This window comes from Enterobacter quasimori (genome assembly GCF_018597345.1).
Classification (GTDB): Bacteria; Pseudomonadota; Gammaproteobacteria; order Enterobacterales; family Enterobacteriaceae; genus Enterobacter; species Enterobacter mori.
Genome location: NZ_JAHEVU010000001.1, coordinates 532,161 through 557,521, shown reverse-complemented (window position 1 = coordinate 557,521; position 25,361 = coordinate 532,161). Strand labels below are relative to the sequence as shown.

Here is a 25,361-nt window from a genome sequence, read left to right as displayed (position 1 = left end):
AATTAGCATCGGCTCGATTTAAACACGAAGGGCGCAGAATGTTAATGCAGACGTTTATGCAAACTTGTCCCCACCAGCAGCGCCGCGCACAGCATCAGCGCGATAAACCCGCCCACGCCGTTCCAGCCGTAGTTGTGCCAGAACACGCCGCCGAGCGTACCGGCAATGCTTGAGCCAAGGTAATAGCTAAACAGATACAGCGACGATGCCTGGCCTTTGGCGCGACGGGCGCGCGGGCCAATCCAGCTGCTGGCGACCGAGTGGGCGGCGAAAAAGCCTGCAGAGAAGAGCAGCATTCCGGCAAAAATCAGCCACAGAGAGGAGAAGAGCGTCAGCAGCAGGCCGAGCAGCATCACCGCCGTGAAGACCAGCATCACCGGGCCACGACCGTAGCGTGCGGTCATCGCCCCGGCTTTTGGCGAACTCCAGGTACCGGTGAGGTACGCCACGGAAAGCAGGCCGACCACCGCCTGGCTGAGATGCCACGGAGAGAGCATCAGACGATAGCCAATGTAGTTAAACAGCGTGACAAACGACCCCATCAGCAGAAAACCCATCAGGAACAGGCGCGGCAGCCCTTTATCGCGCCAGTGCAGGCGGAAATTAATAAACAGCGTTTTGGGGCGCAGGGACGCCGGGCGGAAGTGACGGGATTCCGGCAGAATTTTCCAGAACATCAGCGCAGAGGCGAGCGCAAAGCAGCCAATCACCGCCAGCGCGATGCGCCAGTTAAAGAAATCCGTAAACACCCCGCTCAGCAAGCGTCCGCTCATCCCGCCGATGGAGTTCCCGCTGATGTACAGCCCCATAGAGAAGGCGACAAAGCTCGGGTGGATCTCCTCGCTGAGATAGGTCATCCCGACCGCCGCCACGCCGCTCAGCGATAACCCGATCAGCGCACGCATTATCAGGATGCCGTGCCAGCTGGTCATCATCGTCGAAAGCAGCGTACTGACGGAGGCCAGCATCAGTGCGGTGACCATGACCTGCTTCCGGCCAATCGCGTCTGATAGCGGCCCGGTGAACAGCAGACCCACCGCCAGCATGCCGGTAGAAATGGAGAGTGAAACGCTGCTGCTGGCAGGCGACACGCCAAACTCATGGGACAACACGGGCAGGATCGGCTGAACGCAATAGAGCAGGGCGAAGGTTGCAAGACCCGCGGAGAAAAGCGCCAGCGTGACGCGCATAAACTGAGGGGTACCACGTTTAATAAACTGCACCGGCTGCGATGCTGCAGGTAAATCATCAATATCATTTGCCGGAGTGATATCAATGGTAGTTGTACGACTCACACATGTTCCTTGCTTAAACATCCCCGTGATTTCTGGTGACGGGTATGACCACAGGATCAGGGTAGGAAAATGTAAATATTCTGTCTAATATATTAATAATCTCAAATGATACTTTAAAAATATGAATATCGAACTGCGTCATTTACGCTACTTCGTGGCGGTAGCGGAGGAGCTGCATTTTGGCCGCGCGGCGGCGAGGCTGAACATCTCTCAGCCACCGCTCAGCCAGCAAATTCAGATCCTCGAACAGCAGGTTGGGGCCCGTCTGCTGGCGCGTACGAACCGCAGCGTGAGCCTGACCGCCGCGGGCAAGCAGTTCCTGACCGACAGCAGGCAAATTCTGAGCATGGTGGATGACGCCGCTGCCAGGGCGGAGCGGCTGTATCTGGGGGAGACCGGCGAACTGCGGATCGGCTTTACCTCGTCGGCGCCCTTCATCAGCGCCGTGTCAGAAACCCTCTCATCGTTCCGCCGCCATTTCCCGGACGTGCACATTCAGACCCGCGAAATAAACACCCGCGAGCAAATTTCGCCGCTCAACGAGGGGGCGCTCGACCTGGGGCTGATGCGTAACACCGCGCTACCGGATTCCCTGGCATGGCAGGTTATCCTGCGCGAACCCCTGATGGCGATGATCCCGCAGGATCACCCTCTGGCGTCGCAGGCTTCCGTGACGCTGGCAGAGCTGGCAAAAGAGCCCTTTGTCTTTTTTGATCCTCAGGTCGGCACCGGTCTGTATGACGATATTTTGGGCCTGATGCGTCGCCACGATCTCGCTCCGGTAATTACTCAGGAAGTGGGGGAGGCCATGACCATCATTGGTCTGGTTGCCGCCGGGCTTGGGGTTTCTATTCTTCCGGCATCCTTTAAGCGGGTACAATTGCAGGAAATGCGCTGGGTGGCGATTGCCGAAAAAGAGGCGGTTTCCGAGATGTGGCTGGTCTGGTCAAAACATCGCGAACAGAGTCAGGCGGCGCAGCGTTTCAAAAAGCAGCTCATCACAGCCTCGGCAGGGCGATATTTATAGGGAAACTGGGGTAAAAATGTGCGGTAAATCACATGGCTAAGTAAATATTTGACGACGCCTGGTGAAGTGCTTCACCATAGCCAACAGTTTATTTCGAAGCTCGAAAATAAGGGAGTACGAGGTGGTTGCTGATAGCCAGCCAGGGCATATTGATCAGATTAAGCAGACCAATGCAGGCGCAGTGTATCGCCTGATTGATCAGCTCGGTCCGGTTTCGCGTATCGATCTTTCGCGCCTGGCACAACTGGCACCCGCCAGTATCACCAAGATAGTCCGCGAAATGCTGGAAGCCCACCTGGTCCAGGAGACGGAAATACAGGAGCCTGGCAGCCGTGGACGTCCTGCTGTCGGGCTGGTGGTAGAAACGGAAGCATGGCACTACTTGTCACTGCGCATCAGCCGGGGGGAGATCTTCCTTGCGCTGCGTGACCTGAGCAGCAAGCTGGTGGTGGAAGACCGGCTGGAGCTCCCGCTCGATGCGGAACAACCGCTTCTTGACGCCATTCTGACCCATATCGATCACTTCTTTATCCGCCATCAGCAGCGGCTCGAACGATTAACGGCGATTGCTATCACCATGCCGGGTATCATTGATACCGAGAATGGCATCGTGCACCGCATGCCGTTTTATGACAATGTCAAAGAGATGCCGCTGGGTGAGGTGCTGAAAAACCATACCGGCGTGCCCGTCTACATTCAGCATGATATCAGCGCCTGGACCATGGCGGAGGCGCTGTTTGGCGCATCTCGCGGCGCGCGCGACGTCATTCAGGTTGTGATTGATCACAACGTGGGAGCGGGGGTGATTACCGACGGTCGCCTGCTGCACGCCGGAAGCAGCAGCCTGGTGGAAATTGGCCACACGCAGGTCGACCCCTACGGTAAACGCTGCTACTGCGGAAACCACGGCTGCCTGGAGACCATCGCCAGCGTCGAAAGCGTGCTGGAGCTGGCGCAGGTGAGGCTCAGCCAGTCGATGAGCTCCTCGCTTCACGGTCAGCCGCTGACCGTGGATTCACTGTGTGCTGCTGCACGACAGGGAGATTTACTGGCGAAAGATATCATCACTGGCGTCGGTAACAACGTGGGCCGCATTCTCGCCATTATGGTCAATCTGTTTAACCCACAAAAAATTCTGATTGGTTCGCCGCTCAGCCAGGCGCCGGATATTCTCTTTCCGGCGATTTCTGCCTGCATCAACCAGCAGGCGCTTCCTGCATACAGCAAAAACATCGTGGTCGAAAGCACCCAGTTTTCGAACCAGGGAACGATGGCCGGTGCCGCGCTGGTGAAAGATGCGATGTATAACGGCTCTTTACTGATCCGTTTGTTGCAGGGTTAACTCTTTTCCATAGATTTAAGAAATATTGCGCTATCTCAAGCCGGGTAGCGCACGCATCCCGTAGACTTCCCCCACTGAATTATTTACCTGGTTTATATTTTCGAAGCATACCCAAGAGGTGGAATGAGTCATGCTTAAGCGTTTCTTTGTTACTGGTACTGATACCTCTGTCGGCAAGACCGTCGTATCCCGCGCATTGCTGCAGTCTCTGGCAGCCAGCGGTAAACGCGTGGCAGGGTACAAACCGGTCGCAAAAGGCAGTAAAGAGACGCCAGACGGATTGCGTAATAAAGACGCCCTGGTGCTGCAAAGCGTTTCGTCCATTGAATTACCTTATCACGCGGTAAATCCTATCGCGCTGAGCGAGGATGAGAGCAGCGTGGCGCACAGCGGTCTGATCAACTACAGCCTGCTTTCCGACGGTCTGGCAAGCCTGAGCGGGAAAGTAGACCACGTTGTGGTTGAAGGTACCGGCGGCTGGCGCAGCCTGATGAACGATTTACGCCCGCTCTCCGAGTGGGTGGTGCAGGAACAGCTGCCCGTGGTGATGGTGGTCGGCATTCAGGAAGGGTGCATCAACCATGCCCTGCTGACGGCACAGGCGATTGCCAATGACGGCCTGCCGCTGGTGGGCTGGGTGGCTAACCGTATTAACCCGGGGCTTGCGCACTACGCTGAAATCATTGATGTGCTGAGCAAAAAACTCCCCGGACCTTTAGTGGGTGAATTGCCCTACCTGCCGCGCGCCGAGCAGCGCGAATTAGCGCAGTACATCGACCTCTCTGCTTTCAGCAGTATGGGGTCCGTAGACCGAGTCGTGGCGTAACGTCCTCGACAGTACCGACGCGACGACGCACGCGACCAGCAGGCCGGGCAGTAAAAAATACTGCCCGGTCATTTCACAGACCATCAGTGCCGACATAATCGGCGCATGCGTCGTGGCAGCCAGCAGCGTTGCCATGCCTGCCAGCCCCAGCAAAATTGCTGTTTCAGAGCCCGGAAACCACAGCGCGAACAGCTGCGCAAACAGCATCCCCGTTGCCATCCCGACAAACAGCGTGGGCGTAAACACCCCGCCCGGCGCGCCCGAGCCGCTGCTTGCCAGTACCGCCAGCAGTTTGCAGATAAACACGCCTGCAATCACCGACAGCAGCGGCGGGGCGAGCAGAAAAGCCTGAACCACGCTGTAGCCATTCCCCCACACCTTCGGCGTCAGCAGCGACAGCAGCCCGACGATCAGCCCGCCCAGCGCCAGCTGCCACGGCGGCGAAAGCTTAAGGCGCAGAAACAGGGCGTGGCTGAAGGACATCAGCCACATCAGCAGCGGCCCGCACAGCCCGGCCAGCAGGCCCATGCCGACAATCAGGGAATAATCCACCGCGGTAAGGCTTTCGCTGAGGTGAACCTGATAAAGGGTGTTTGCGCCGGGGCTGAGCAGGCGGGTCGTAAGCAGCGCGACCACCGCAGCAATCACCACCGGGCCGAGCGAGGCCAGCATCAGCGTGCCAAACAGGATCTCCGCGATAAACAGGCTTCCGGCTAAGGGGGCGTGGTAGGCGCTGGCCATCCCGGCGGCGGCCCCGCAGGCAATCCACAATTTCCATTCTGATTTAGGGGTAAAGCGCCGGGCGAACAGGGACGCGGCGAGGGCGGCAAGCAGGATCATTGCCCCTTCGCGCCCGATGGCGCTGCCGCTGGCGACCACCAGCAACGAGGCGAGCGATTTCACAAGGCTGGCACCGTAATCAAACTGCCCGTCTTCGGTTTCCAGCGCTTCCATATAGTCGGTTGGCGCGTGAGGCCGCTGCGCGGTACACCGTTGCCACCCCCAGAGCAACAATCCTGCGGTCAGACCGCCCAGCGCGGGCGTCAGTACCCGTCGCCAGGGCGATAATGCGGCGGCGGCGTTCACCAGGCTGCCGCTGTCATTGCTCAGAAACAGCCACTCCAGCAGATACATGCTGTGGCGGAATACCGCAACGGCCAGCGCGGCCAGCACGCCGGTAACGGTGGCAATGAGCAGTCGGCGAAACATCGCGCGTATGTCGGGGTAGGCGTGAAGACGTTGCATGGATCGCGAGTCAACGGGAAAGATACAATATTGTGGCGGGAAATCGCGGGGCTAGCAAAAGGTATACGTGCGAAAAAGCCGGGCGATGCCCGGCCAGAAAGGTTAACTCTCACTATGAATATTCAGCGCCCGGCGCGTACGCCCTGAACTCAGGTACTCAGCAATGTAGTCCTGAGAAATCTCGCCGTTGTAGCGCCCGTCCTCATCCACGATCGGCATCCAGCTGGTATTACTCTCATACAGACGCGAAAGCACCACGCGCAGGTTATCTTCCGCTTTGCCGGTCATGCGGAACGGATGCAGGATGTCGGCGCAGGTGCCGCTGGCGTTACGCGCTTCTCGACGCTTCACAAAGCCCAGCGGTTTGCCGTGCTCGTCGACCACGGTAATTGCGCGAATGTCATTATCGTCCATGGTCGCAAAGGCTTCGGGAAGTGGGGTAGAACCCCGCACCGTAATGGTCGGCTGCTGGTCGGTGACGTCGCCCGCCGATACCAGCAGCAGACGCTTCAGCGTGCGGTCCTGACCGACAAACGAGCCGACAAACTCATTCGCCGGTTTCGCCAGCAGTTCATCCGGGCTGGCGCACTGCACGATTTTCCCCTGACGGAATACCGCAATACGGTCGCCGAGCTTGAGGGCTTCGTCGATATCGTGGCTCACCAGCATGACGGTTTTTTTCAGCTTGCGCTGCATCTCCAGGAACTGGTTCTGGATCACCTCGCGGTTGATCGGGTCTACCGCGCCGAAGGGCTCATCCATCAGCAGCACCGGAGGATCCGCCGCCAGGGCGCGGATCACGCCGATACGCTGCTGCTGGCCGCCGGACATCTCGCGCGGGTAGCGGTTGAGGAACTTATGCGGATCCATCGCCACCATGTCCATCAGCTCTTCAGCGCGGGTTTTGCAGCGCGCTTTATCCCAGCCCAGCATACGCGGCACGACGGTAATGTTCTCTTCGATGGTCATGTTCGGGAACAGGCCAATCTGCTGGATCACATAGCCAATGTTGCGGCGCAGGGTGACGGTGTCCATCCCGCTGGTGTCTTCGCCGTTGATGAGGATTGTCCCGCTGCTTGGGGTAATGAGGCGGTTAATCATCTTCAGCGTGGTGGTTTTCCCGCAGCCGGACGGGCCGAGCAGGACGCACATTTCCCCTTCGGGCACGTTCAGGTTGACGTTATCCACGGCCTTAAAGGTCTGGCCGTGCTTCTGTGAAAATTGTTTGGTGAGGTTTTCCAGTTTTATCATTATCGAATCCCCTTTGGAGTCAGAACCACCTGCAGACGGTGCAGCAGCCAGTCGAGCACAATCGCTAAAAGACAAATCATCAGCGCGCCCGCGATCAACATGCGAATATCACTTCCGCCGATGCCGTTGAGCAGCAGAAGCCCCAGACCGCCCGCGCCGATCACCGCGGCAATCGCCATCACGCCGATGTTCATCACCACGGCGGTACGGATCCCGCCGAAAATCACCGGCAGCGCCATCGGGATTTCGACCCAGCGCAGGCGCTGCCAGAAGGTCATGCCTATGCCGCGCCCGGCTTCGCGCAGGCCCGGCGGCAGGCTGTCGAGCGCCGTGTGGGTATTGCGCACAATCGGCAGCAATGAGTAGAGAAAAACAGCGGTGATTGCAGGAAGGGCACCGATACCCTGACCGATCAGCGAAAACAGCGGGATCATCAGGCCAAACAGGGCGATGGACGGAATGGTCAGCACGATGGTGGCTATCCCCAGCACCGGCGTTGCCAGCCACTTGTGGCGGACAATCAGAATGCCCAGCGGTACGCCGATGATGATGGCTAAACCTACGGCCAGCGCCACCAGCCACAGGTGCTGCAGCGTCAGGGTTAAGAGGTAATCCCAGTTGTCCAGAATGTAGTGAATCGTCTCCATAGCGCCTCCTACAGCAGCTGTTTGCTACGCAGGAAATCGCGGGCGACCTGCTGCGGTGACTGATGGTCGATATCCACCTTCTTGTTCAGCTCGGTGATAACGTCGTTGTTGAGCTGGGCCGAGAGGGTGTTGAGCGCCTCTTCCAGACCGGGGTTGGCCTCCAGCGTGTCCTTACGCACCACCGGCGTCACCGCGTAGCTCGGGAAGAAGCCTTTATCGTCTTCCAGCACCTTGAGGTCGAAGCCCTTCACGCGCCCGTCGGTGGTATAAATCAGCCCGGCGTCAACGAAGCCGTCGCGCACCGCGTTATAGACCAGGCCGGGGTCCATCTGGCGGATCTGCGGGCGGTCCAGCTCCATCTTATAGGCCGCCTGAAGCGGCTTCATGCCGTCGCTGCGCCCGGCAAATTCAAGGTCTAAACCCAGCAGCCAGTTTTTGTCCGGGTTGGTTTTACGGATCTGCTCAATCTTCGCCACCATCTCCGACATGGTGCTGATGTGTTCCGCCTCGGCGCGCTTGCGCTGCATGGCGAAAGCATAGGTGTTGTTCATGTCTGCGGGCTTGAGCCAGACCAGACCGTGCTTCGCGTCCAGGCGTTTCACCGTCTCCCAGGACTCCTGCGGCGTCATGCGCTTGTTGATGTGGTTAAAGATGATCAGCGACGTGCCGGTGTACTCCCAGGTCATGTCAATCTGCTTGTTGATCATCGCGTTGCGGGAGATCACCGTGGCAATGTTGGTTTGCGGCTGCACCTGAAAACCTTTCTTTTGCAAGTACTGCACGGTCATTGCCGAGAGAATGTGCTGCTCGGTAAAGCTCTTGGTCGCCAGAATCAGCGGGGCCGCCATCGCCTGGCTGGTGAACAGCGCCGCGGCACACAGCGCCGTCAGGCCGGAAAACAGTCTCATAAAAGCTCCTTGTTATTGTTATCGAGCGAGATGGGGGCTCATCACGCGACCCAGCGCCGCCAGCAGGGTATCGAGGATCAGGGCGAAGAGGGCGGTGGCCGCCGCGCCGAGGATCAGCGTCGGGAAGTCGTTCAGATAAATGCCGGGGAAAATCAATTCGCCGTAGCTGCTGGCACCAATCAGGAACGCCAGCGGTGCGGTACCGACGTTAATGGCGGTGGCGATGCGGATCCCCGAGAGCATGACCGGCCAGGCGGCAGGCAGCTCAACCTGACGCAGGCGCTGCCATTTGGTCATCCCGATGCCGTTTGCCGCTTCCAGCAGCGACGGCGGGACCGAGCACAGCCCTGCGTAGGTGTTACGCACTATCGGCAGCAGCGAGGCGAGGAACAGGGCGATGATGGCGGGCGTATCGCCAATGCCAATCACCACCATCGCCAGCGCCAGCACGGCCAGCGGCGGCAGGGTGTTGCCCACGTTAAAGATTTGCATCACATATTCGGCGATACCCCGCGCCGCCGGACGGCTCAGCAGAATACCGGCTGGAATACCCACCAGCAGGGCAAAGAACATCGACGAGAAAACCAGAATCATGTGCTGTTGCCCGAGATAGACCAGGTCAACCTGTCGCGCCCTGATCGTCTCCATCCCGATACCCCAGACGAGGAGGGCGAGAACCACGATAATGGCGCCGACAAACAGCAGCGAACGTTTGAGTAATGGGTGCATTGCGGTGTGTCTCCCTGTGCGCATGCGTTATAGCAACCACCGGTTGCCTGTTGTTATGCCATGTTTCGGCAGGGGTATTTCACCTATAGCAAGCGTTTGGGAAGGGTTCCAGCGAAGGGGTAAAATCAGTAACCCTATGAAAACAGTGACAACCTCGGGATAAGCCTTATGGCGTAAGGGCTGATAGAGGGGCGGGCAGAATAGTCCTAAAGAGAAGAATGAAATGTGACGTTGTCACGTTCCATGCGCCGCCCCCCTGTTGATGCGGCGAAAACATTACGCTGCGCCAGCCTCTTTTGCTTTCCACTCTTGCCAGAGGTTCTCGAGTCCCTGCCGGTATGACGTAACGGTGAACTCGGGGAAACGCTCCTTAAACTTTGTCGAATCAAACAGGTTGTCAGCATCGTACCGGGGCAACAGCTCGCGCATTTCGCGCGCCCCCTGCGAAAACAGCGCCGTCGCGGCGAAGGCCAGCTTGCCGAGGACGGCGTAGTCCGCTGGCTGTCCGAAGATTTCACAGGCGAGAGTGACGAACTGTTGGTACGTCAGCCTTTCGTCGCAGCAGGGCAAGTGCCACGTCTGACCATAGGCCTCAGGCATATTGCCCAGCAGGGCGAGCGCGCGGCTGGCATCCGGCGTCCAGATGAGAGTGCGAAGCGTATCGTCACGTACCGGAACGCGCGGACGTTTGTGCTGCTTCAGCCTGTCGATAATGAGCGTATTGGTGAAGCTCTGCGTTCTCTCAGGCCCGTAAAACTCCGGTGCCCGACCGATGAGGACGGGAATGTCGGCCCGCTGCATTTCGGCAAGCACCCGGTTGGCCATCATCGCACGCACGTTGCCTTTTCGTCCCCGGGGCGAAAAGCGCGTCTCTTCAGTTTGCGGCACGTCGCTCTGGGGGTACATGTAGGTATTGTCAAAATAGACGAATCTTGCGCCAGCCTTCCGCGTGGCTTCCAGGGCATTGTCCAGCATGGTCGGAAACTGACGCTCCCACAGCCCGGAATCAGGCGGCAGACCGGCGGTAAAATAGACCGTGTCACTGCCGTTAACCGCCTCCTGCGTCTGCTGCGCATCCAGGAGATCGGCTGCAACCGTGCTATCGCTGGCGTTGATTTTCTGCGGATGGCGGCTCACCAGCCTGATCTCGTTGGCGTATTCGCGTTTAAGCTCGCGGGCAAGTTCAAGGGCAATTTGCCCGCTGGCACCCAGAATAGTGTGCATTTTCGCTCCTGATGACATGACGATCCGGTTGACCGCATAAAAAGTCTAAGCTTAAAGTTAACTTTAAGGTCAATATGCCAGAGCGGATGAAATGAAAATTGGCGAGCTGTCGAAAATGACGGGAATTACCCCGTCGCGCATTCGGTTTTATGAGGCGGAAGGCTTACTGCCGCGCCCCGTCAGGCAGGGGAACGGATACCGCGTCTATTCCGCTGATGCGGTTGCGCTGCTGAACATTATCGACAACGCGCAACGAACCGGATTCACCCTCGAGCAAATACGCCGCTTCCTGCCGCAGCCGCAAAAAAGCTGGGATCATGAGGGACTGATCCAGTCCCTGAAGGCACGCATTGCTGAAATAGAGGCGATGCAGAAGCAGCTGGAGGAAAACCGAAGGGAGCTGCTGGACCTGGTCACGAGTATCGCCCACAGGCCGGAGGGAATCACCTGTGACGACAACAAGCAGCGCCTGCTGGGGCAGCTGCAACACTCAGATGCCAGCCCGAACCCGTCGAACCCGCGACGAGACGGTGATAATTGAGACGGTGGCGACAACCGCGAGCATCAACCCCAGCGCCAGCATGGCGTTAAAGCCAATCCATCTGAACAGCAGCAGCCCCGCGATACCGCCCGTAATGAACGAAAACAGGGTGGTTAAGTGGGTTTTTAGCTGGCTTTTTTGCGCCGCCGTATCTTTGGAATAATCCCTGCGAAGCATCGCCACCAGTACGGAGGCCAGGGAAATCCCCGCGTCCGTTAGCGTGCCGGTTATGTGCGTCGATCTTACCCGTCCGCTGGACAGCTGCGTGGAAGTGGAATTATGAATGCCCATCAGGCCGCACAGAAAAAGAATAATTTCGCGGTTGCTGGTGAGAGCATGAAAATACATCTCGTAGAAGGAAACGCCGGTCAGTAATATCCCCTCTACAAAAAGGATCTGGCAAAAAACCAGCCTGACGTTATGGATAATGCCCCATATCACGATCGTGCGGGCAATAATGGCGCCTGCGACAAAGGAGAGAATAATCGAGCCGAAGAAAATAATATCGCTCAGGTCTGTTGAAGAAACTTCGCTGGATAATTGAGAGGTGTTGCCGGTCATGTGTGAGGGGAAAAAGCCAAATGCGCCGAGGGCGATGGCGTTCAGCAAACCTGCCGAGGTCGCCAGCCAGAGAGCAAGCCGGCGATCCTCCTTATGCGTTCGTTCTTTCTTGAGTCTAATCAGCAAGAATACCTCCGGGTTGAGCTTTGCCTGACTATTCAGGCTAGCAAAGCGGTGCAATGGGCTGTCCAGGATATGGCTTAATTATTATTCTCTCTGACACGTTTCAGGGTTTAGTAATTAAATAAAATATCTTTGCTCAACATGGAGGCGTGAATTCTTTATATCATGCCGTTATTGCCGTGACGCAAAAAAGCCGGACGCTGGTTAAGGCGCTCGAACCAGGCCTCAATGGCGGGCACGTCTGGCTTATCAAACGGCGTCATCTTCCAGCGATTCACCGACAGCCCAAGCACCACGTCCGCGAGGGAAAACGTCTCGCCCGCCGCAAAGGCCCCGGTGCGCTGTAACTGGTTTTCCAGAATGGTGATGCAGTGGTTCCACTCTTTGATTCCCGCCGCAATGCGCTCAGGGTCGTTAAAGTCCGGGTTTTTACGCCCCAGCGCCGGGAAGACATAGCGCCAGGCGTTATTGAATTCGGTTGCCTGCCAGTCCATCCAGCGCTCAACGTTGGCGCAGGCCTGCGGCTCTGCGGGCAGCAGCTCGTGACGTCCGGCCTTGCGCACCAGATAACGGCAGATGGAATTGGACTCCCACAGCACGAAATCGCCATCAATCAGCACCGGCACCATGGCGTTGGGGTTCAGGGCGCGGAAGGCATCCGTTTCCGTTGAGGCAAAACCACTGCCGTAATCTTCCTGTTGATAGGTTATGCCTGCTTCTTCGCAGGTCCAGAGTACTTTACGCACGTTGATGGAGGTGGTTTTGCCGAGGATGGTGATCATTACGCAGGTGTCCTTTAATGGATGTTATTGTTTAAAAACAATACACGAACGGTGAAGAAAAGCGTCAAAAAATCATCCGGTGCGTTATTTGTGAAGACGCGAAAGCAGAAACGTTAGCGCTGCCGCAAAGAGGAGCACTATGCCACTCAATGCAAACGTGCTCTGCCAGCTATAACGATCGAACGCTATACCGCCCGCCGTTGAGCCGAGCGCAATGGCGAGCTGGATCACCGCAACCATCAGTCCACCGCCGGCTTCAGCATCCTTCGGCAGCGTTCGCGCAATCCACGTCCACCACCCCGTCGGTGCTGATGTTGCCAGCATCCCCCATAGGCCTGACAGCAGGGCCACAATCCACACGTTATGCCCGGCGAGAATCAACGCGACTGCGATGGCCGCCATCAGTAGAGGGATCGCGATCAGCGTTATGTAAAACGCGGCATTAAGCACCAGGGCAACGAAAAGGGTGCCCACAAAACCCGCAACGCCTATGGTGAGCAAAATCAGCGACAGCCCGGCTCCGCTGACCCGGGTGACGGTTTCAAGGAACGGGCGCAGATAGGTAAACAGCGCAAACTGCCCCATAAAGAACAGGCCGCAGGCCAGCAGACCAACGGAAACGGCAGGCTGGCGGAATAACCGAAAAACATTTCCTCGTGATGTACCGTTTTTACGCGCGTTCATGTCAGGCAGGCTTAAACACTGCCAGATGAACGCGACTATCGCCACGGGCACCAGACAAAGAAATGCGCCGCGCCAGCCAATAGTGCCCCCAAGATAGCTGCCAAGCGGGGCGGCCACCACCGTTGCCAGCGCGTTACCGCCGTTGAAAATGGCCAGCGCGCGCGCAACCTTATGCGGCGGAACAAGGCGAATGGCCGTTGCGGCAGACATGGACCAGAACCCGCCTATAGCGATACCGATCAGCGCGCGGCCTGTCATGTAAACCAGATAGTTTGGGGCGAAAGCGATAATCATCCCCGAGAGCGCCATCAGGATCGTCATGCCCAGCAGAAGGTGTTTGCGGTTCATATTCCCGGCAAGCCGGGAAAGGAAGAGGCTGGTCAGAACCGCCAGCGCGCCGGAAATCGCGATCCCCTGGCCAGCGAGCCCCTCCGTAACGCCCAAATCTCTGGCCAGGGGCGTGAGCAGGCTGACGGGCATAAATTCCGAGGCAATCAGGATAAATACGCACAGGGTCATGGCAAAAATACCGCCCCAGTGCGCGCGTTCCTCATGCTGTGAGGTGGAAGGGTTCAGAGTGGACATAGTCATCTTTCACGAAGCACCGCCCGCTCAACACGGGCGGCGGAGAGGTTTATTTCAGGCTGGTTTTGAAGAACTGCTCAAACTGGCCGAACGGGATCTTCCCGGCAGCATTATCGTAGAGATCGACATGGTTTGCGCCCGGAACAATCACCAGTTCCTTCTGCTTGCTGCCGACCGCTTTAAACGCATCTTCAGCAAAGTAGCGGGAGTGTGCCTTTTCACCGGTTACGATAAGCGTCGGGATAGTAATTTCCCCGGCATAGCTCAGCAGCGGCATATTCATAAAGGATAATGGTGTGGTCGCGGTCCATGCGCCGGTGGAGTTGATGGAGCGCGCATGGAAGCCGCGCGGCATGCGGTAGTAGTCATAGAACTCCTTCAGTACCGGGTGCGGGTCTGCTGGCAACGCCTCTGGCAGAATACGCTCAGCCGCCGTCACCTTGCCGTTCTCATCGACATAAATGTCATGACCGCCGTGCGCGAAGGTCCCATTCTCAGCATCTTTCCAGCGCTGTGCGTTCAGATACTGCAGAACGGCACGGCGATCAGACGTTGAATAGCGATCTTTCCCGTCGCCCACGCCGTGGCCCATCGCCCGGCTCATGTCATACATCACGCTGGTGGCGACCGCCTTCACGCGGGTGTCCATGGATGCTGCGTTGAGCGCCATACCGCCCCAGCCGCAGATGCCGAGAATACCAATGCGGTTACGATCAACCTCTTTCTGCAACCCGAGGAAGTCCACCGCCGCACTAAAGTCTTCGGTGTTGATATCCGGAGACGCGACGTTGCGCGGCTGGCCACCGCTTTCGCCCGTATAGGACGGATCGAACGCCAGGGTCACAAACCCATTTTCTGCCAGGGTTTGCGCATACAGGCCGCTGGACTGCTCTTTGACCGCGCCAAATGGCCCGCTGACCGCAATCGCTGCCAGCTTGCGGTCGCCGCGGTTTTTGGGAAGATACAGATCGCCCACCAGGGTGATCCCGTATCGGTTCTGGAAGGACACCTTACGGTGATCGACTTTGTCACTTTCGGCGAAGGTTTTATCCCATGTCCTCACCATCGAAACAGGCGCGTTTGGGTTGGTGGTTTCTGCGTAACTCATTGTTGTCACTCCACTTAATGATGCACATAGCAGCATCGCAACGGACAGTTTTTGGGTAAATGTTTTCATAGAAATGAACCCTGGGTTGTTGTGTTGCGGTCATTATAGTTAGCAGAAATAGTGCTGATTAGAGGGCGAAAGCTGCTAGGATTCATATCATATTGTTATAAATGGGTGGGGATGATGGCGAAACGGGAAAACTATAATGAGCTGTACCTGTTCATGCAGGTGGTACGGGAGGGGAGCTTCACGGCGGCCGCGCTTCGGCTTGGGCTGGCGCAATCCGGGATCAGCCGCTCGGTTCGCGAGCTGGAAGCTCGATTGGGCGTTCAACTTCTGGTCCGCACCACGCGCAAGCTCTCGCTCACCCACGCCGGGGAACAGCTTTATCAGACCGCCGAGTCTGCATTCGATACGCTCGATACGGGTCTGGCGACCCTGGCACACTATCGTCAGACGCCGTCCGGCACGGTGCGTATTAATGCCAGCCAGCACGCTATCGATAAATGTCTGCTGCCAAAGCTCGCCATTTTTAAACAGCGTTACCCGGACATCAGGCTGGAACTGATGAATGAAAGCCGCTTCGTCGACATTATCGCCGAGCGGTTCGATGCGGGTGTCAGACTGGGGCCGGAAGTGGGGCAGGGAATGATTGCCGTGCGTATCACGCCTGATATGGAAATGGCCGCGGTGGCTGCCCCGGAACACTTCAGACGCTACGGTTTTCCGCAGACGCCAGCCGATTTAGTGGCTCATCCCTGCATTGCTTACCAGTTTGCCGACGGTAGTGACTATCAGTGGGAACTGGTGCAGGACGGGAAAAAAATCACCCATCGGCCAGAGGGGCAATGGGCGCTGTCTGACAGCTACATGGAAGCCGAGGCCGCCCGGCTGGGGCTTGGGCTGGCCTATGTCCCGGTGGAGCTGGTGTCTGACGATCTGGAGCGCGGAACGCTTATCCGGGTGTTGCAGCGCTATAGCCTGCGCATGGACGGGTTGTATCTCTATTATCCGCACCGCAACGTGTCGCCTGCCCTGAGGGCTGTGATCGATACGCTGAAAATTTAGGGCAGCGTTGTCATTCTGGAAGGCGCCTCGCAAACCGAAAAGTAACCTTATGAAATTCAGCGTTATGTCTTTTCCTCTACGAGGCGCGGTCGTAAAGTGCCTGCGTTGCGGCACATCCGCAATCGGGCGTAGGAACCCGCATCTACAGAGCGATATTTATATGTCGCGACAGCGCCGATCTCGTTAAAATTGCGGTGGCGCTGACGGAGCAGCCGCAAGGCTGGCCGTTTTCTCTGTGGGCGGTATTCCTACCTCTGTCAGCGCTACCCCCTCGAGCGTAGGAACTCATCGGGTGGTTCACCCAATTTATACACTGAGGATGCCTTACGATGGCTACTATCCCAACCCTGACTTATCTTCCATCTGACGAAAACGTCATTCTGCAACTTATCTCCCGACCGCTTCCGGCCGATGCCGATCTCTTTGACGTCGCCGACAACTGCACCGCGCTGGTGAGCGTGCTGGTCGAAACCGATGATATCGCGAGCCGTACAGCGCTGTGCGAGCGTCTCCTTCAGGCCCTGCGCAAACTGCGTGAACTCTGTGATGTCGATCTTCCGCCATACCTGATTGAACAGTTGATCATGGGGGAGAAAACCAACTCCTGCGTGCCCGACTGCTGGCAGGACACCCTGACTCAGGTGGACTATGTTCTGGCGCTGACGCAAGCCGTTATGGGGGGAACGCTACCCGCTCACGTAGTGAAGGAGCTGACAGGCCTGCTGCACGATATGGTGTGGCTGCTGGCTGAGTTTGTGAAGGAGCCGCGCATTACTGCGCATTAAGGGGCTGGCGTGGAGGGGCGGCAGCGCCCCTTTGAAAGTGTGATTAACGCGATCGGTTCCCGGTATCCAGAAGCGACGTGCCGTAGGAGTTGTCGATAGTACAAAGCCAGCGACCGTCGCTTTCCTGCCGAAAAACATAGGTCGCGCGGCGCGACATTTCCGTTATTCCACCCTGATCATCAGGAAAACGCAGAACGGTTTCCATGATAACGAGGGCATTGTCACCGCCTTCGATCACCTGCTATTCCATCAGGGCGTCATAGTTTTTGGTGGTGATGGCGTGGTCACAGGATTCGATGATCTGGCGTAGCGGATGTGGGGTCGTGCGCGTTTCCTCGTTGTAGTGGGTAACGCGTATTAACATAACAGTCTGGTGTGTTTGTATAGCTACCAGGTTTTATGGCGGGGTGTTGTGGGAAAGTTGAGGGGGGAGATAACGTTAGGTCTGCTGTGAACGAACAGCGGACATCATTTCCGATGGTTGATAACGCAAAGCAGCCTGCTGTAACTTCCACCAGGCTGCGTTGAACAACGGCGCCAATAAGCTGGTTGCGCCAGTATTATCATAAAACCCAGACGATATGTCAGACAGGCTTATCGTCACAGTGGCTGGTATAGAAACTCACGCCATTGCCATCAGGGTCCTGCATTGAGAAGTAATAATGTCCATACAGCGAACCTTCTGCAATTTCCAAAGGGGAATACCCTTTTTCAATCAATCCGGTTCGATAAGTCTCAAGATCTGATTTGGAATGACCCGCGATCATCAGATCAATTTTTTCGGAAATAAAATTAGAGCGCTGGCCGACACGGCTGTCGTGAAGCGTATCGGTCATTGGATCGTCTTTTGCCGCTAACAATAAATGTGTGCCGCCGCGTAGTTCGATGATTGCCATTCCGGGAAATTTGTCGAATCCGCGAAGACCTAACCCCTGATAAAAATCGTAACTCGACTCAATATTTTTCACTTTCATGACAAAGTGTGCGATGGCTGCAGATGGGAAACACTCTTCCATTTCATTGCCTTATATGTGTTTAGTGGTGGAAAGTTACAGGAGCGATCTTGTCGTACCAGGATCGCAGTGCTAATCTGACTGGCCAGTCGAAAACATTATGCGACTGATCAGTCGAAAAAGACAAGGGGAAGTTGTGACACGTAAAAAAGAGATCGACAGAGAGCACGTTTTAGATGCTGCTGAAAGCATCATCCTTGAGTCTGGAGGGCGGATATTTACGCTGGATGCCGTCGCGGAGCGTGCTGGCATCAGTAAAGGCGGCCTTGTGTATACCTTTTCATCAAAGGATGGCCTGATATACGCCGTGCTTGAGCGCGAAGTGACGCGTTTCCAGCAGGCAGTCAGCCAGCGTCTTAAAGATACCGCCGCAGGACCACGAGAATTAATTCTTGCGCACATCGAGGAAGCGCTGGAGGAGGAGGATGCTGTAACACAGATGGCGGCGTTTCTTATCACGGCTCTCGTGCATGCGCCAGGTATGCTGGAACCCGTTCGCAACCTGTATCGCTCACTCCTCGAACCACTACGCGAGGCTGGAGAGGAGACGGCCGATGTCAGGCACGCGTTTCTCGCTGTAGAAGGCATATTCCTGCTACGCGGACTGGGGCTCGCTGATATCCCGGCAGACGAAATAAAATCGGTATTGCGTCACGCGCGTGAAATGATTTTGGCGGCGTTGGCACGAACCCGCTGAGACAATACAATAAAAGCACCTGTTCAGTAGATGCTTTTATTCAGAAAATATGTCTTAGATTTTGCCCAGCAGAATATTCAACATGCGGCGCAAGGGCTCCGCCGCGCCCCACAATAGCTGATCGCCAACCGTCAGAACCGAATATATTGGATCGTTGTTGAGTGACATTTTCTTGTAACGGCCAATACCAACCTGAAGCGAACCGCTGATATAAGCCGGGGTCAATTTACTGACGCTTTCAACTTTGTTATTGGGCACATAGTTAACCCAGGGATGAGAATGCGTCACTAACGCTGCGAATTCTTCTTCGCTGACGTCACGCCTGAGTTTCAGGGTGATTGCGGCGCTGTGGCAGCGTATCACGCCAACACGAATACACAATCCATTTACCGGGATCGCACCAGGAGACAAACCAAGAATTTTGTTTGTTTCGGCTTCACCTTTCCACTCTTCACGGCTATTCCCATCCCCCAAATCGCTGTCAATCCACGGTATAATGCTGCCCATTAAAGGCGCGCCGAAATTCTGTATCGGCATGTCAGCGCTGTTAATTAACATACTGACTTTATTGACTAAAGGCAGCACTGAACCTGATGATGCCAGTTCATCAGAGGACAAATGCTTACTGATCCAGGCACTTTGAACAATTAATTCCCTGACATATTGCGCCCCCGCACCTGATGCAGACTGATAGGTCATAACGCTCATCCATTCGATCAGGTCAGCCTTAATCAACCCAGCCAGCCCCATAAGACTCAGCGTGATGGAACAGTTGCCACCGACAAAAAGTTTAATTCCCTCTTTAACGGCACGATCAATCGTGGGGCGATTGACAGGGTCGAGAATAATGCATGCTTTCTCATCCATCCGTAGCGCTGAGGCCGCGTCAATCCAGTAGCCTTGCCAGCCACGATTAATCAAAGCAGGATAGATTGCTTTTGTGTAATCACCGCCCTGACAGGTAATGATGATATCCATTTCGGCCAGATCACTGATGGAATTAGCATCTTTGAGTGTGTAGCTGACGCCGCCAATGACTGGACCGGCGGCCCCGGGGCTTGAAGTACTGTAAAAATGCGCTGAGATATCGTCGAAGTCGTTCTCTTCGACCATTCTCTGTAATAAAACAGAACCGACCATTCCTCGCCAACCAACAATACCAACCTGCTTCATTTGTTTAGCCTTATCAACGTTACAAGAATGTTAATTTCAGCAGCAGGTTATATCTCATCCCAGGATGAAGATCACTACGGACTGCAGCTAATTCCTTCATTATTAAAATGTTTCATAAGACATCAGCGATATTTATACCTGATAAAACCATCAGTTTAAAAACGATCGCAGGCATGACGTGCAATGACTGTCATTGAAGAATGAAAGAGCAATTATTAAGTAGGGAATCTCTGGCAAAGGGGGAGCCCGGAATTGGCTGCCGGGCCTGGTGAAGAGTTCAAAATGAGTGATGATTGTTCTGGCAATCAGGCCGCTTTCACAGCCCTGATTTTTTTCGTGTCAGCCGCGTCGGATTCTGTTTTATCCGCTACAGCTGGAGCAGTGAGATCGGGAAATTTGCTGGTACGCAGAATATGCTGCACGGTCTCTTTCTGCTCGGCGAGATACAGGCCAAGATTTTCAGCCTGCGTTTCATCCATCTGCATTCCGCTTTGCAACAGCCAGTCGGTGAACGCGTCGGCCATATCGAGCAGCTTGTCGTGAGCGTCAGCCTCTTTCTTACTGGCAAATGTCATTTTCTCTTCACCTTTTCTTACGACAACAAATTTTGTTTCAACAGCCATCGTGCACCTCGCTATACTGTATTTATATACAGTATAGCAGCAACAGATCGATGTTGCAGCAAAATATGCATTACTGGCGAAGCTGCTGCGTTTCGGGGCCACCCATACTGCGTCGCCATGCCCCAGGCGCCTGACCATACTGGCGCTTAAAGCTGCGGTTGAAGGACTGCTGGGAGTCAAAGCCCAGCGCGATCGCCACGTTCAGAATCGGTTCGTCGCTGTGGGATAACCGCTCAACCGATTTTTGCAGCTTTTGCGCGCGAATATACCCGGCGAGGGGATAGCCCGTATGCTCTTTGAACAGGCGCTGGAGGTGCCATTTCGAGTAGCCGGAACGCCTGGCGACGGTCTCAATGTCCAGGCGGCTGTCCAGGTTGTTGTCGATCCAGTCGAGTAAATCATGCATAAATGCGCCAGTGTTCATCTGGGTACCCCCACGCAGCGGATGAAAAAGTATCTTTGTCTATTGCATTTAAAGGTGGCGCGTTTTTGCAGTAATTGCAAGTTTTATTGTTGCATTTAAATCCCTGACCGAAACGGGTCTTTTTACATCGACTCAAATAGCACATAAAGTGCAATAATTATTCTTGCACTTAGTTAAGCGCCTTCCTACAATCGCCGCGAATAGTGTATTCGCAACTGTTACAGTTTTGTGGCGATGAACGACACAAATGGCCTTAAGACAGCCCCCGGACAAAGGAAGTGGCGCGGTGCCTCCTGCTGCGTCTTGCCCGGTGGCGACAATTATCGGAATAAAAATAATGAGCCTGCAAAAAACCTGGGGTAATTCTCATCTGAGCGCGCTGGGGGCAATGTTGCTCTCCGTGCTGCTCGTCGGATGCGATAACAGCGTCGCGCAAAATGCCGCGCCACCTGCGCCTGCCGTGAGTGCCGCTGACGTGGTGGTGAAATCGATTAGCCAGTGGGATAGCTTTAACGGCCGGATTGAAGCGGTGGAGAGCGTTCAGCTGCGCCCGCGCGTCTCCGGCTACATTGATAAGGTGAATTACACCGACGGCCAGGAAGTGAAGAAGGGCGAGGTGCTGTTCACGATTGATGACCGTACCTATCGCGCCGCGCTGGAACAGGCGCAGGCGAACCTGGCGAGAGCCAAAACGCAGGCCAGCCTGGCGCAAAGTGAGGCTAACCGTACCGATAAGCTGATCAATACCCATCTGGTCTCACGGGAAGAGTGGGAGCAGCGTCGCTCGGCTGCCGTTCAGGCTCAGGCCGACATTCGCGCCGCGCAGGCGGCGGTTGACGCAGCCCAGCTCAATCTGGACTTCACTAAAGTGACCGCGCCTATCGATGGTCGCGCCAGCCGGGCGCTGATCACCAGCGGGAACCTGGTGACCGCGGGCGACACCGCCAGCGTCCTGACCACGCTGGTCTCGCAGAAAACGGTGTTCGTCTACTTTGACGTGGATGAGTCAACCTACCTCCACTATCAGAACCTGGCCCGCAGCGGGCAGGGGGCGTCCAGCAATCACACGGCGCTGCCGGTTGAGATTGGCCTGACGGGCGAGGAGGGCTATCCCCATCAGGGCAAAGTGGACTTCCTGGATAACCAGCTCACGCCGAGCACCGGGACCATCCGCATGCGCGCGCTGCTGGATAATGCGCAGCGTCAGTTCACGCCGGGACTGTTTGCCCGCGTACGCCTGCCGGGCAGCGCGGAGTTCAAAGCCACGCTCATCGACGACAAGGCGGTGCTGACCGATCAGGATCGTAAGTATGTTTACGTGGTTGATAAAGAGGGCAAAGCGCAGCGTCGCGATATCACGCCGGGACGTCTGGCTGACGGTCTACGCATCGTGCAGCAGGGGCTGAACCCTGGCGACAAAGTCATCGTCGAGGGTTTACAGAAAGTGTTTATGCCGGGTATGCCGGTTAACGCCAAAACCGTTGCCATGACTGCCACCAGTGCCCTCAACTGATCCCTTGACCTGAGAATCCAACCATGGACTTTTCCCGCTTTTTCATCGACAGGCCGATTTTTGCCGCGGTGCTGTCGATTCTGATTTTTATCACAGGGTTAATCGCCATCCCGCTGCTGCCGGTGAGCGAATATCCAGACGTCGTGCCGCCAAGCGTGCAGGTGCGCGCGGAGTACCCGGGCGCCAACCCGAAAGTGATTGCCGAGACCGTGGCGACGCCGCTGGAAGAGGCGATCAACGGCGTTGAGAACATGATGTACATGAAGTCCGTCGCGGGTTCCGACGGCGTGCTGGTCACTACCGTCACCTTCCGTCCGGGAACCGATCCGGATCAGGCGCAGGTTCAGGTGCAAAACCGCGTCGCGCAGGCCGAGGCGCGTCTGCCGGAAGACGTGCGGCGTTTGGGCATTACCACCCAGAAGCAGTCTCCGACGCTGACGCTGGTGGTGCATCTGTTTTCGCCAAACGGTAAGTACGACTCGCTGTATATGCGCAACTACGCCACGCTGAAGGTGAAGGACGAGCTGGCGCGCCTGCCCGGCGTCGGCCAGATCCAGATTTTCGGCTCCGGCGAGTATGCGATGCGCGTTTGGCTGGATCCCAATAAAGTGGCGGCGCGCGGGCTGACCGCTTCTGACGTGGTCACGGCGATGCAGGAGCAGAACGTGCAGGTCTCCGCCGGGCAGCTTGGCGCCGAGCCGCTGCCGAAAGAGAGCGATTTCCTGATCTCCATTAACGCCCAGGGCCGTCTGCATACCGAAGAAGAGTTCGGCAATATTGTCCTGAAAACGACGCAGGACGGCACGGTCGTCCGCCTGCGCGACGTGGCGCGGATTGAAATGGGCTCCGGCAGCTATGCGCTGCGTTCCCAGCTGAACAACAAAGACGCGGTCGGGATTGGTATCTTCCAGTCGCCGGGGGCAAACGCCATCGATCTGTCTAACGCGGTGCGCGCGAAAATGGACGAACTGTCCACGCGCTTCCCGGCGGACATGAAGTGGGCGGCACCTTACGATCCGACCGTTTTCGTGCGCGATTCCATTCGTGCGGTGGTGCAGACGCTGCTGGAAGCGGTGGTGCTGGTCGTGCTGGTGGTGATCCTGTTCCTGCAAACCTGGCGCGCGTCGATCATTCCGCTGATCGCGGTGCCGGTGTCGGTGGTGGGTACTTTCAGCATTCTCTACCTGCTGGGCTTCTCGCTGAATACCCTCAGCCTGTTTGGGCTGGTGCTGGCCATCGGTATCGTGGTGGACGACGCCATCGTGGTGGTGGAAAACGTCGAGCGAAACATTGAAGAGGGGCTTGCGCCACTTGCGGCGGCGCATCAGGCGATGCGCGAAGTGTCCGGGCCGATTATCGCCATCGCGCTGGTGCTGTGCGCGGTGTTTGTGCCGATGGCGTTCCTCTCGGGCGTTACAGGGCAGTTCTACAAGCAGTTTGCGGTGACGATCGCGATATCTACGGTGATTTCAGCGATTAACTCGCTGACGCTCTCTCCGGCGCTGGCGGCACTGCTGTTAAAGCCGCACGGCGCGCCGAAAGATTTCCCGACCCGGCTTATCGATCGTCTGTTCGGCTGGATTTTCCGTCCGTTTAACCGCTTTTTCCTCCGCAGCTCGAACGGCTATCAGGGGCTGGTAGGCAAAACGCTCGGCCGACGCGGCGCGGTATTTGTGGTGTATCTGCTGCTGCTCTGTGCCGCAGGCGTCATGTTTAAAGCGGTTCCCGGCGGGTTTATTCCGACGCAGGATAAACTGTACCTGATTGGCGGCGTGAAGATGCCGGAAGGTTCATCGCTGGCGCGCACCGATGCGGTGATCCGCAAAATGAGCGAAATCGGGATGAATACCGAAGGCGTGGACTACGCGGTCGCGTTCCCGGGGCTGAACGCGCTGCAGTTCACCAACACGCCGAATACGGGGACGGTCTTCTTCGGCCTGAAGCCGTTCGACCAGCGTAAACATACTGCGGCGGAAATTAACGCGGAGATCAACGCGAAAATTGCGCAAATCCAGCAGGGCTTTGGCTTCTCCATCCTGCCGCCGCCGATTTTAGGGCTGGGTCAGGGGTCGGGGTATTCCCTGTACATTCAGGATCGCGGCGGTCTGGGCTATGGCGCGCTGCAAAACGCGGTAAACACCATGTCCGGTGCGATTATGCAGACGCCGGGAATGCACTTCCCGATCTCAACCTACCAGGCTAACGTGCCGCAGCTGGACGTGCAGGTTGACCGCGACAAGGCGAAAGCGCAGGGCGTGTCGCTGACCGATCTTTTCGGGACGCTGCAAACCTATCTGGGCTCGTCGTACGTGAATGACTTCAACCAGTTCGGGCGTACCTGGCGCGTGATGGCGCAGGCGGACGGGCAGTTCCGCGACAGCGTGGAAGACATTGCGAATCTGCGCACCCGCAACAGCCAGGGCGAAATGGTACCGATTGGCAGTATGGTGAACATCACGACCACCTACGGGCCGGACCCGGTGATCCGCTACAACGGCTACCCGGCGGCGGACCTGATTGGCGATGCCGACCCGCGCGTGCTCTCATCAGCACAGGCGATGACGCAGCTGGACGGAATGTCGAAGCAGATCCTGCCGAACGGGATGAACATCGAATGGACGGACCTGAGCTTCCAGCAGGCCACGCAGGGCAATACGGCGCTGATCGTCTTCCCGGTCGCGGTGCTGCTGGCGTTCCTGGTTCTGGCGGCGCTGTATGAAAGCTGGACGCTGCCGCTGGCGGTGATCCTCATCGTGCCGATGACGATGCTGTCCGCGCTGTTTGGCGTCTGGCTGACCGGGGGCGATAACAACGTCTTCGTGCAGGTAGGGCTGGTGGTGCTGATGGGGCTGGCCTGTAAAAACGCCATTCTTATCGTGGAGTTTGCCCGTGAGCTGGAAATTCAGGGCAAAGGCATCATGGAGGCCGCGCTGGAGGCGTGCCGCCTGCGTTTACGCCCGATTGTGATGACCTCCATCGCCTTTATTGCCGGGACCATTCCGCTGATCCTCGGCCACGGCGCGGGCGCAGAAGTGCGCGGCGTTACCGGGATCACGGTCTTCTCCGGGATGCTGGGGGTGACGCTGTTTGGTCTGTTCCTGACGCCGGTGTTTTACGTGACGCTGCGTAAGTTCGTGACGCGCGGCAAAAAAGCGGAAAGGGACGTGCTGCCCGCGTAGGGATGGTG

General features: G+C 56.7%; 24 protein-coding genes and 1 pseudogene. 9 read left to right on the top strand and 16 right to left on the bottom strand.

The genetic code is table 11. The features are described 5' to 3' along the window. Positions 1-41: 41 nt before the first annotated feature. Positions 42-1,295 carry an MFS transporter gene (locus KK102_RS02540; RefSeq protein ID WP_216356889.1) on the bottom strand — a complete coding sequence of 418 codons (1,254 nt, stop codon included), beginning with the start codon at positions 1,293-1,295 and terminating at the stop codon, positions 42-44. A 121-nt stretch (positions 1,296-1,416) separates the two neighbouring features. Here KK102_RS02540 and KK102_RS02535 point away from each other — a divergent pair, with 121 nt between their 5' ends. The 3 genes from KK102_RS02535 to bioD all read left to right on the top strand — a co-directional run bounded on the left by KK102_RS02535 (position 1,417) and on the right by bioD (position 4,490). Further along, complete coding sequence (locus tag KK102_RS02535; protein WP_126544509.1) at positions 1,417-2,322, top strand: LysR family transcriptional regulator; 906 nt, start codon at positions 1,417-1,419, stop codon at positions 2,320-2,322. A gap of 121 nt (positions 2,323-2,443) precedes the next feature. Beyond that, complete coding sequence (mlc, locus tag KK102_RS02530) at positions 2,444-3,664, top strand: sugar metabolism global transcriptional regulator Mlc (protein ID WP_216356888.1); 1,221 nt, start codon at positions 2,444-2,446, stop codon at positions 3,662-3,664. Between the two features lie 130 nt (positions 3,665-3,794). After that, on the top strand, positions 3,795-4,490 hold the full coding sequence (gene bioD, locus KK102_RS02525; RefSeq protein ID WP_216356887.1) for a dethiobiotin synthase: 696 nt from the start codon (positions 3,795-3,797) through the stop codon (positions 4,488-4,490). Here the strand turns inward: bioD and clcB are convergent. The 6 genes from clcB to KK102_RS02495 form a co-directional block, all read right to left on the bottom strand. Then, a complete protein-coding gene (gene clcB / locus KK102_RS02520) occupies positions 4,425-5,735 on the bottom strand; it encodes a voltage-gated ClC-type chloride channel ClcB (protein WP_216356886.1) in 1,311 nt (436 codons plus the stop codon). The two genes, bioD and clcB, sit on opposite strands and share 66 nt — an antisense overlap. A gap of 102 nt (positions 5,736-5,837) precedes the next feature. Next, entirely contained in the window at positions 5,838-6,986 is a 1,149-nt protein-coding gene (gene osmV / locus KK102_RS02515) for an osmoprotectant ABC transporter ATP-binding protein OsmV (RefSeq protein ID WP_148399419.1), read from the bottom strand. Beyond that, positions 6,986-7,633 carry an osmoprotectant ABC transporter permease OsmW gene (osmW, locus tag KK102_RS02510; RefSeq protein WP_006808875.1) on the bottom strand — a complete coding sequence of 216 codons (648 nt, stop codon included), beginning with the start codon at positions 7,631-7,633 and terminating at the stop codon, positions 6,986-6,988. Before osmW ends, osmV begins: the two co-directional genes overlap by 1 nt. An 8-nt stretch (positions 7,634-7,641) precedes the next feature. Continuing rightward, the gene (gene osmX, locus KK102_RS02505; RefSeq protein ID WP_126544514.1) at positions 7,642-8,541 is read right to left on the bottom strand and encodes an osmoprotectant ABC transporter substrate-binding protein OsmX; all 900 of its coding nucleotides are present in this window, start codon (positions 8,539-8,541) and stop codon (positions 7,642-7,644) included. Positions 8,542-8,559: 18 nt separating this feature from the next. Beyond that, positions 8,560-9,270, bottom strand: coding sequence for an osmoprotectant ABC transporter permease OsmY (gene osmY, locus KK102_RS02500; RefSeq protein ID WP_126544515.1), 711 nt, complete (start codon positions 9,268-9,270; stop codon positions 8,560-8,562). Between the two features lie 276 nt (positions 9,271-9,546). Next, positions 9,547-10,494: an NAD-dependent epimerase/dehydratase family protein gene (locus KK102_RS02495; protein ID WP_216356885.1), complete on the bottom strand. Its 948-nt coding sequence runs from the start codon at positions 10,492-10,494 to the stop codon at positions 9,547-9,549. 91 nt (positions 10,495-10,585) lie between these two features. On the opposite strand from KK102_RS02495, the gene KK102_RS02490 reads away from it, so the two are divergent. Continuing rightward, positions 10,586-11,035, top strand: a complete 450-nt coding sequence (locus KK102_RS02490) for a MerR family transcriptional regulator (RefSeq protein ID WP_126544517.1) — start codon at positions 10,586-10,588, stop codon at positions 11,033-11,035. On the opposite strand, the gene KK102_RS02485 is transcribed toward KK102_RS02490, so the two are convergent. The 4 genes from KK102_RS02485 to KK102_RS02470 all read right to left on the bottom strand — a co-directional run bounded on the left by KK102_RS02485 (position 10,985) and on the right by KK102_RS02470 (position 14,947). Continuing rightward, positions 10,985-11,722, bottom strand: coding sequence for a YoaK family protein (locus KK102_RS02485; RefSeq protein WP_126544518.1), 738 nt, complete (start codon positions 11,720-11,722; stop codon positions 10,985-10,987). The two genes, KK102_RS02490 and KK102_RS02485, sit on opposite strands and share 51 nt — an antisense overlap. A gap of 155 nt (positions 11,723-11,877) precedes the next feature. Further along, positions 11,878-12,501: a glutathione S-transferase family protein gene (locus KK102_RS02480; protein WP_216356884.1), complete on the bottom strand. Its 624-nt coding sequence runs from the start codon at positions 12,499-12,501 to the stop codon at positions 11,878-11,880. An 84-nt stretch (positions 12,502-12,585) separates the two neighbouring features. Continuing rightward, positions 12,586-13,770 (bottom strand): MFS transporter, encoded by a 1,185-nt coding sequence (locus KK102_RS02475; protein ID WP_216356883.1) that lies wholly within the window; start codon positions 13,768-13,770, stop codon positions 12,586-12,588. Between the two features lie 49 nt (positions 13,771-13,819). Further along, positions 13,820-14,947, bottom strand: coding sequence for an alpha/beta hydrolase (locus KK102_RS02470; protein WP_216356882.1), 1,128 nt, complete (start codon positions 14,945-14,947; stop codon positions 13,820-13,822). Between the two features lie 114 nt (positions 14,948-15,061). Between KK102_RS02470 and KK102_RS02465 the strand changes: the two genes are divergently transcribed. Then, the gene (locus KK102_RS02465) at positions 15,062-15,946 is read left to right on the top strand and encodes a LysR family transcriptional regulator (protein WP_216357355.1); all 885 of its coding nucleotides are present in this window, start codon (positions 15,062-15,064) and stop codon (positions 15,944-15,946) included. Between the two features lie 329 nt (positions 15,947-16,275). After that, entirely contained in the window at positions 16,276-16,731 is a 456-nt protein-coding gene (locus KK102_RS02460; RefSeq protein WP_216356881.1) for a hypothetical protein, read from the top strand. Between the two features lie 43 nt (positions 16,732-16,774). Here KK102_RS02460 and KK102_RS02455 read toward each other — a convergent pair. Then, positions 16,775-17,095: pseudogene (locus KK102_RS02455) on the bottom strand (YybH family protein). A 220-nt stretch (positions 17,096-17,315) separates the two neighbouring features. Further along, positions 17,316-17,747, bottom strand: coding sequence for a VOC family protein (locus KK102_RS02450; RefSeq protein ID WP_216356880.1), 432 nt, complete (start codon positions 17,745-17,747; stop codon positions 17,316-17,318). Between the two features lie 133 nt (positions 17,748-17,880). Here KK102_RS02450 and KK102_RS02445 point away from each other — a divergent pair, with 133 nt between their 5' ends. After that, entirely contained in the window at positions 17,881-18,441 is a 561-nt protein-coding gene (locus KK102_RS02445; protein WP_216356879.1) for a TetR/AcrR family transcriptional regulator, read from the top strand. 54 nt (positions 18,442-18,495) lie between these two features. Here the strand turns inward: KK102_RS02445 and asd are convergent, their stop codons facing one another. From asd to KK102_RS02430, 3 genes are all read right to left on the bottom strand, one after another. Beyond that, positions 18,496-19,614 (bottom strand): aspartate-semialdehyde dehydrogenase, encoded by a 1,119-nt coding sequence (asd, locus tag KK102_RS02440; protein ID WP_216356878.1) that lies wholly within the window; start codon positions 19,612-19,614, stop codon positions 18,496-18,498. Positions 19,615-19,919: 305 nt separating this feature from the next. Further along, on the bottom strand, positions 19,920-20,237 hold the full coding sequence (locus tag KK102_RS02435) for a YebG family protein (protein WP_196364655.1): 318 nt from the start codon (positions 20,235-20,237) through the stop codon (positions 19,920-19,922). A 70-nt stretch (positions 20,238-20,307) separates the two neighbouring features. Further along, positions 20,308-20,661: a helix-turn-helix domain-containing protein gene (locus KK102_RS02430; protein ID WP_025911432.1), complete on the bottom strand. Its 354-nt coding sequence runs from the start codon at positions 20,659-20,661 to the stop codon at positions 20,308-20,310. Positions 20,662-20,998: 337 nt separating this feature from the next. Between KK102_RS02430 and oqxA the strand changes: the two genes are divergently transcribed. Both oqxA and oqxB read left to right on the top strand, forming a co-directional pair. Continuing rightward, positions 20,999-22,174 carry a multidrug efflux RND transporter periplasmic adaptor subunit OqxA gene (gene oqxA, locus KK102_RS02425; protein WP_216356877.1) on the top strand — a complete coding sequence of 392 codons (1,176 nt, stop codon included), beginning with the start codon at positions 20,999-21,001 and terminating at the stop codon, positions 22,172-22,174. Between the two features lie 23 nt (positions 22,175-22,197). Further along, positions 22,198-25,353 (top strand): multidrug efflux RND transporter permease subunit OqxB, encoded by a 3,156-nt coding sequence (oqxB, locus tag KK102_RS02420; RefSeq protein ID WP_126544529.1) that lies wholly within the window; start codon positions 22,198-22,200, stop codon positions 25,351-25,353. Positions 25,354-25,361 lie beyond the last annotated feature (8 nt).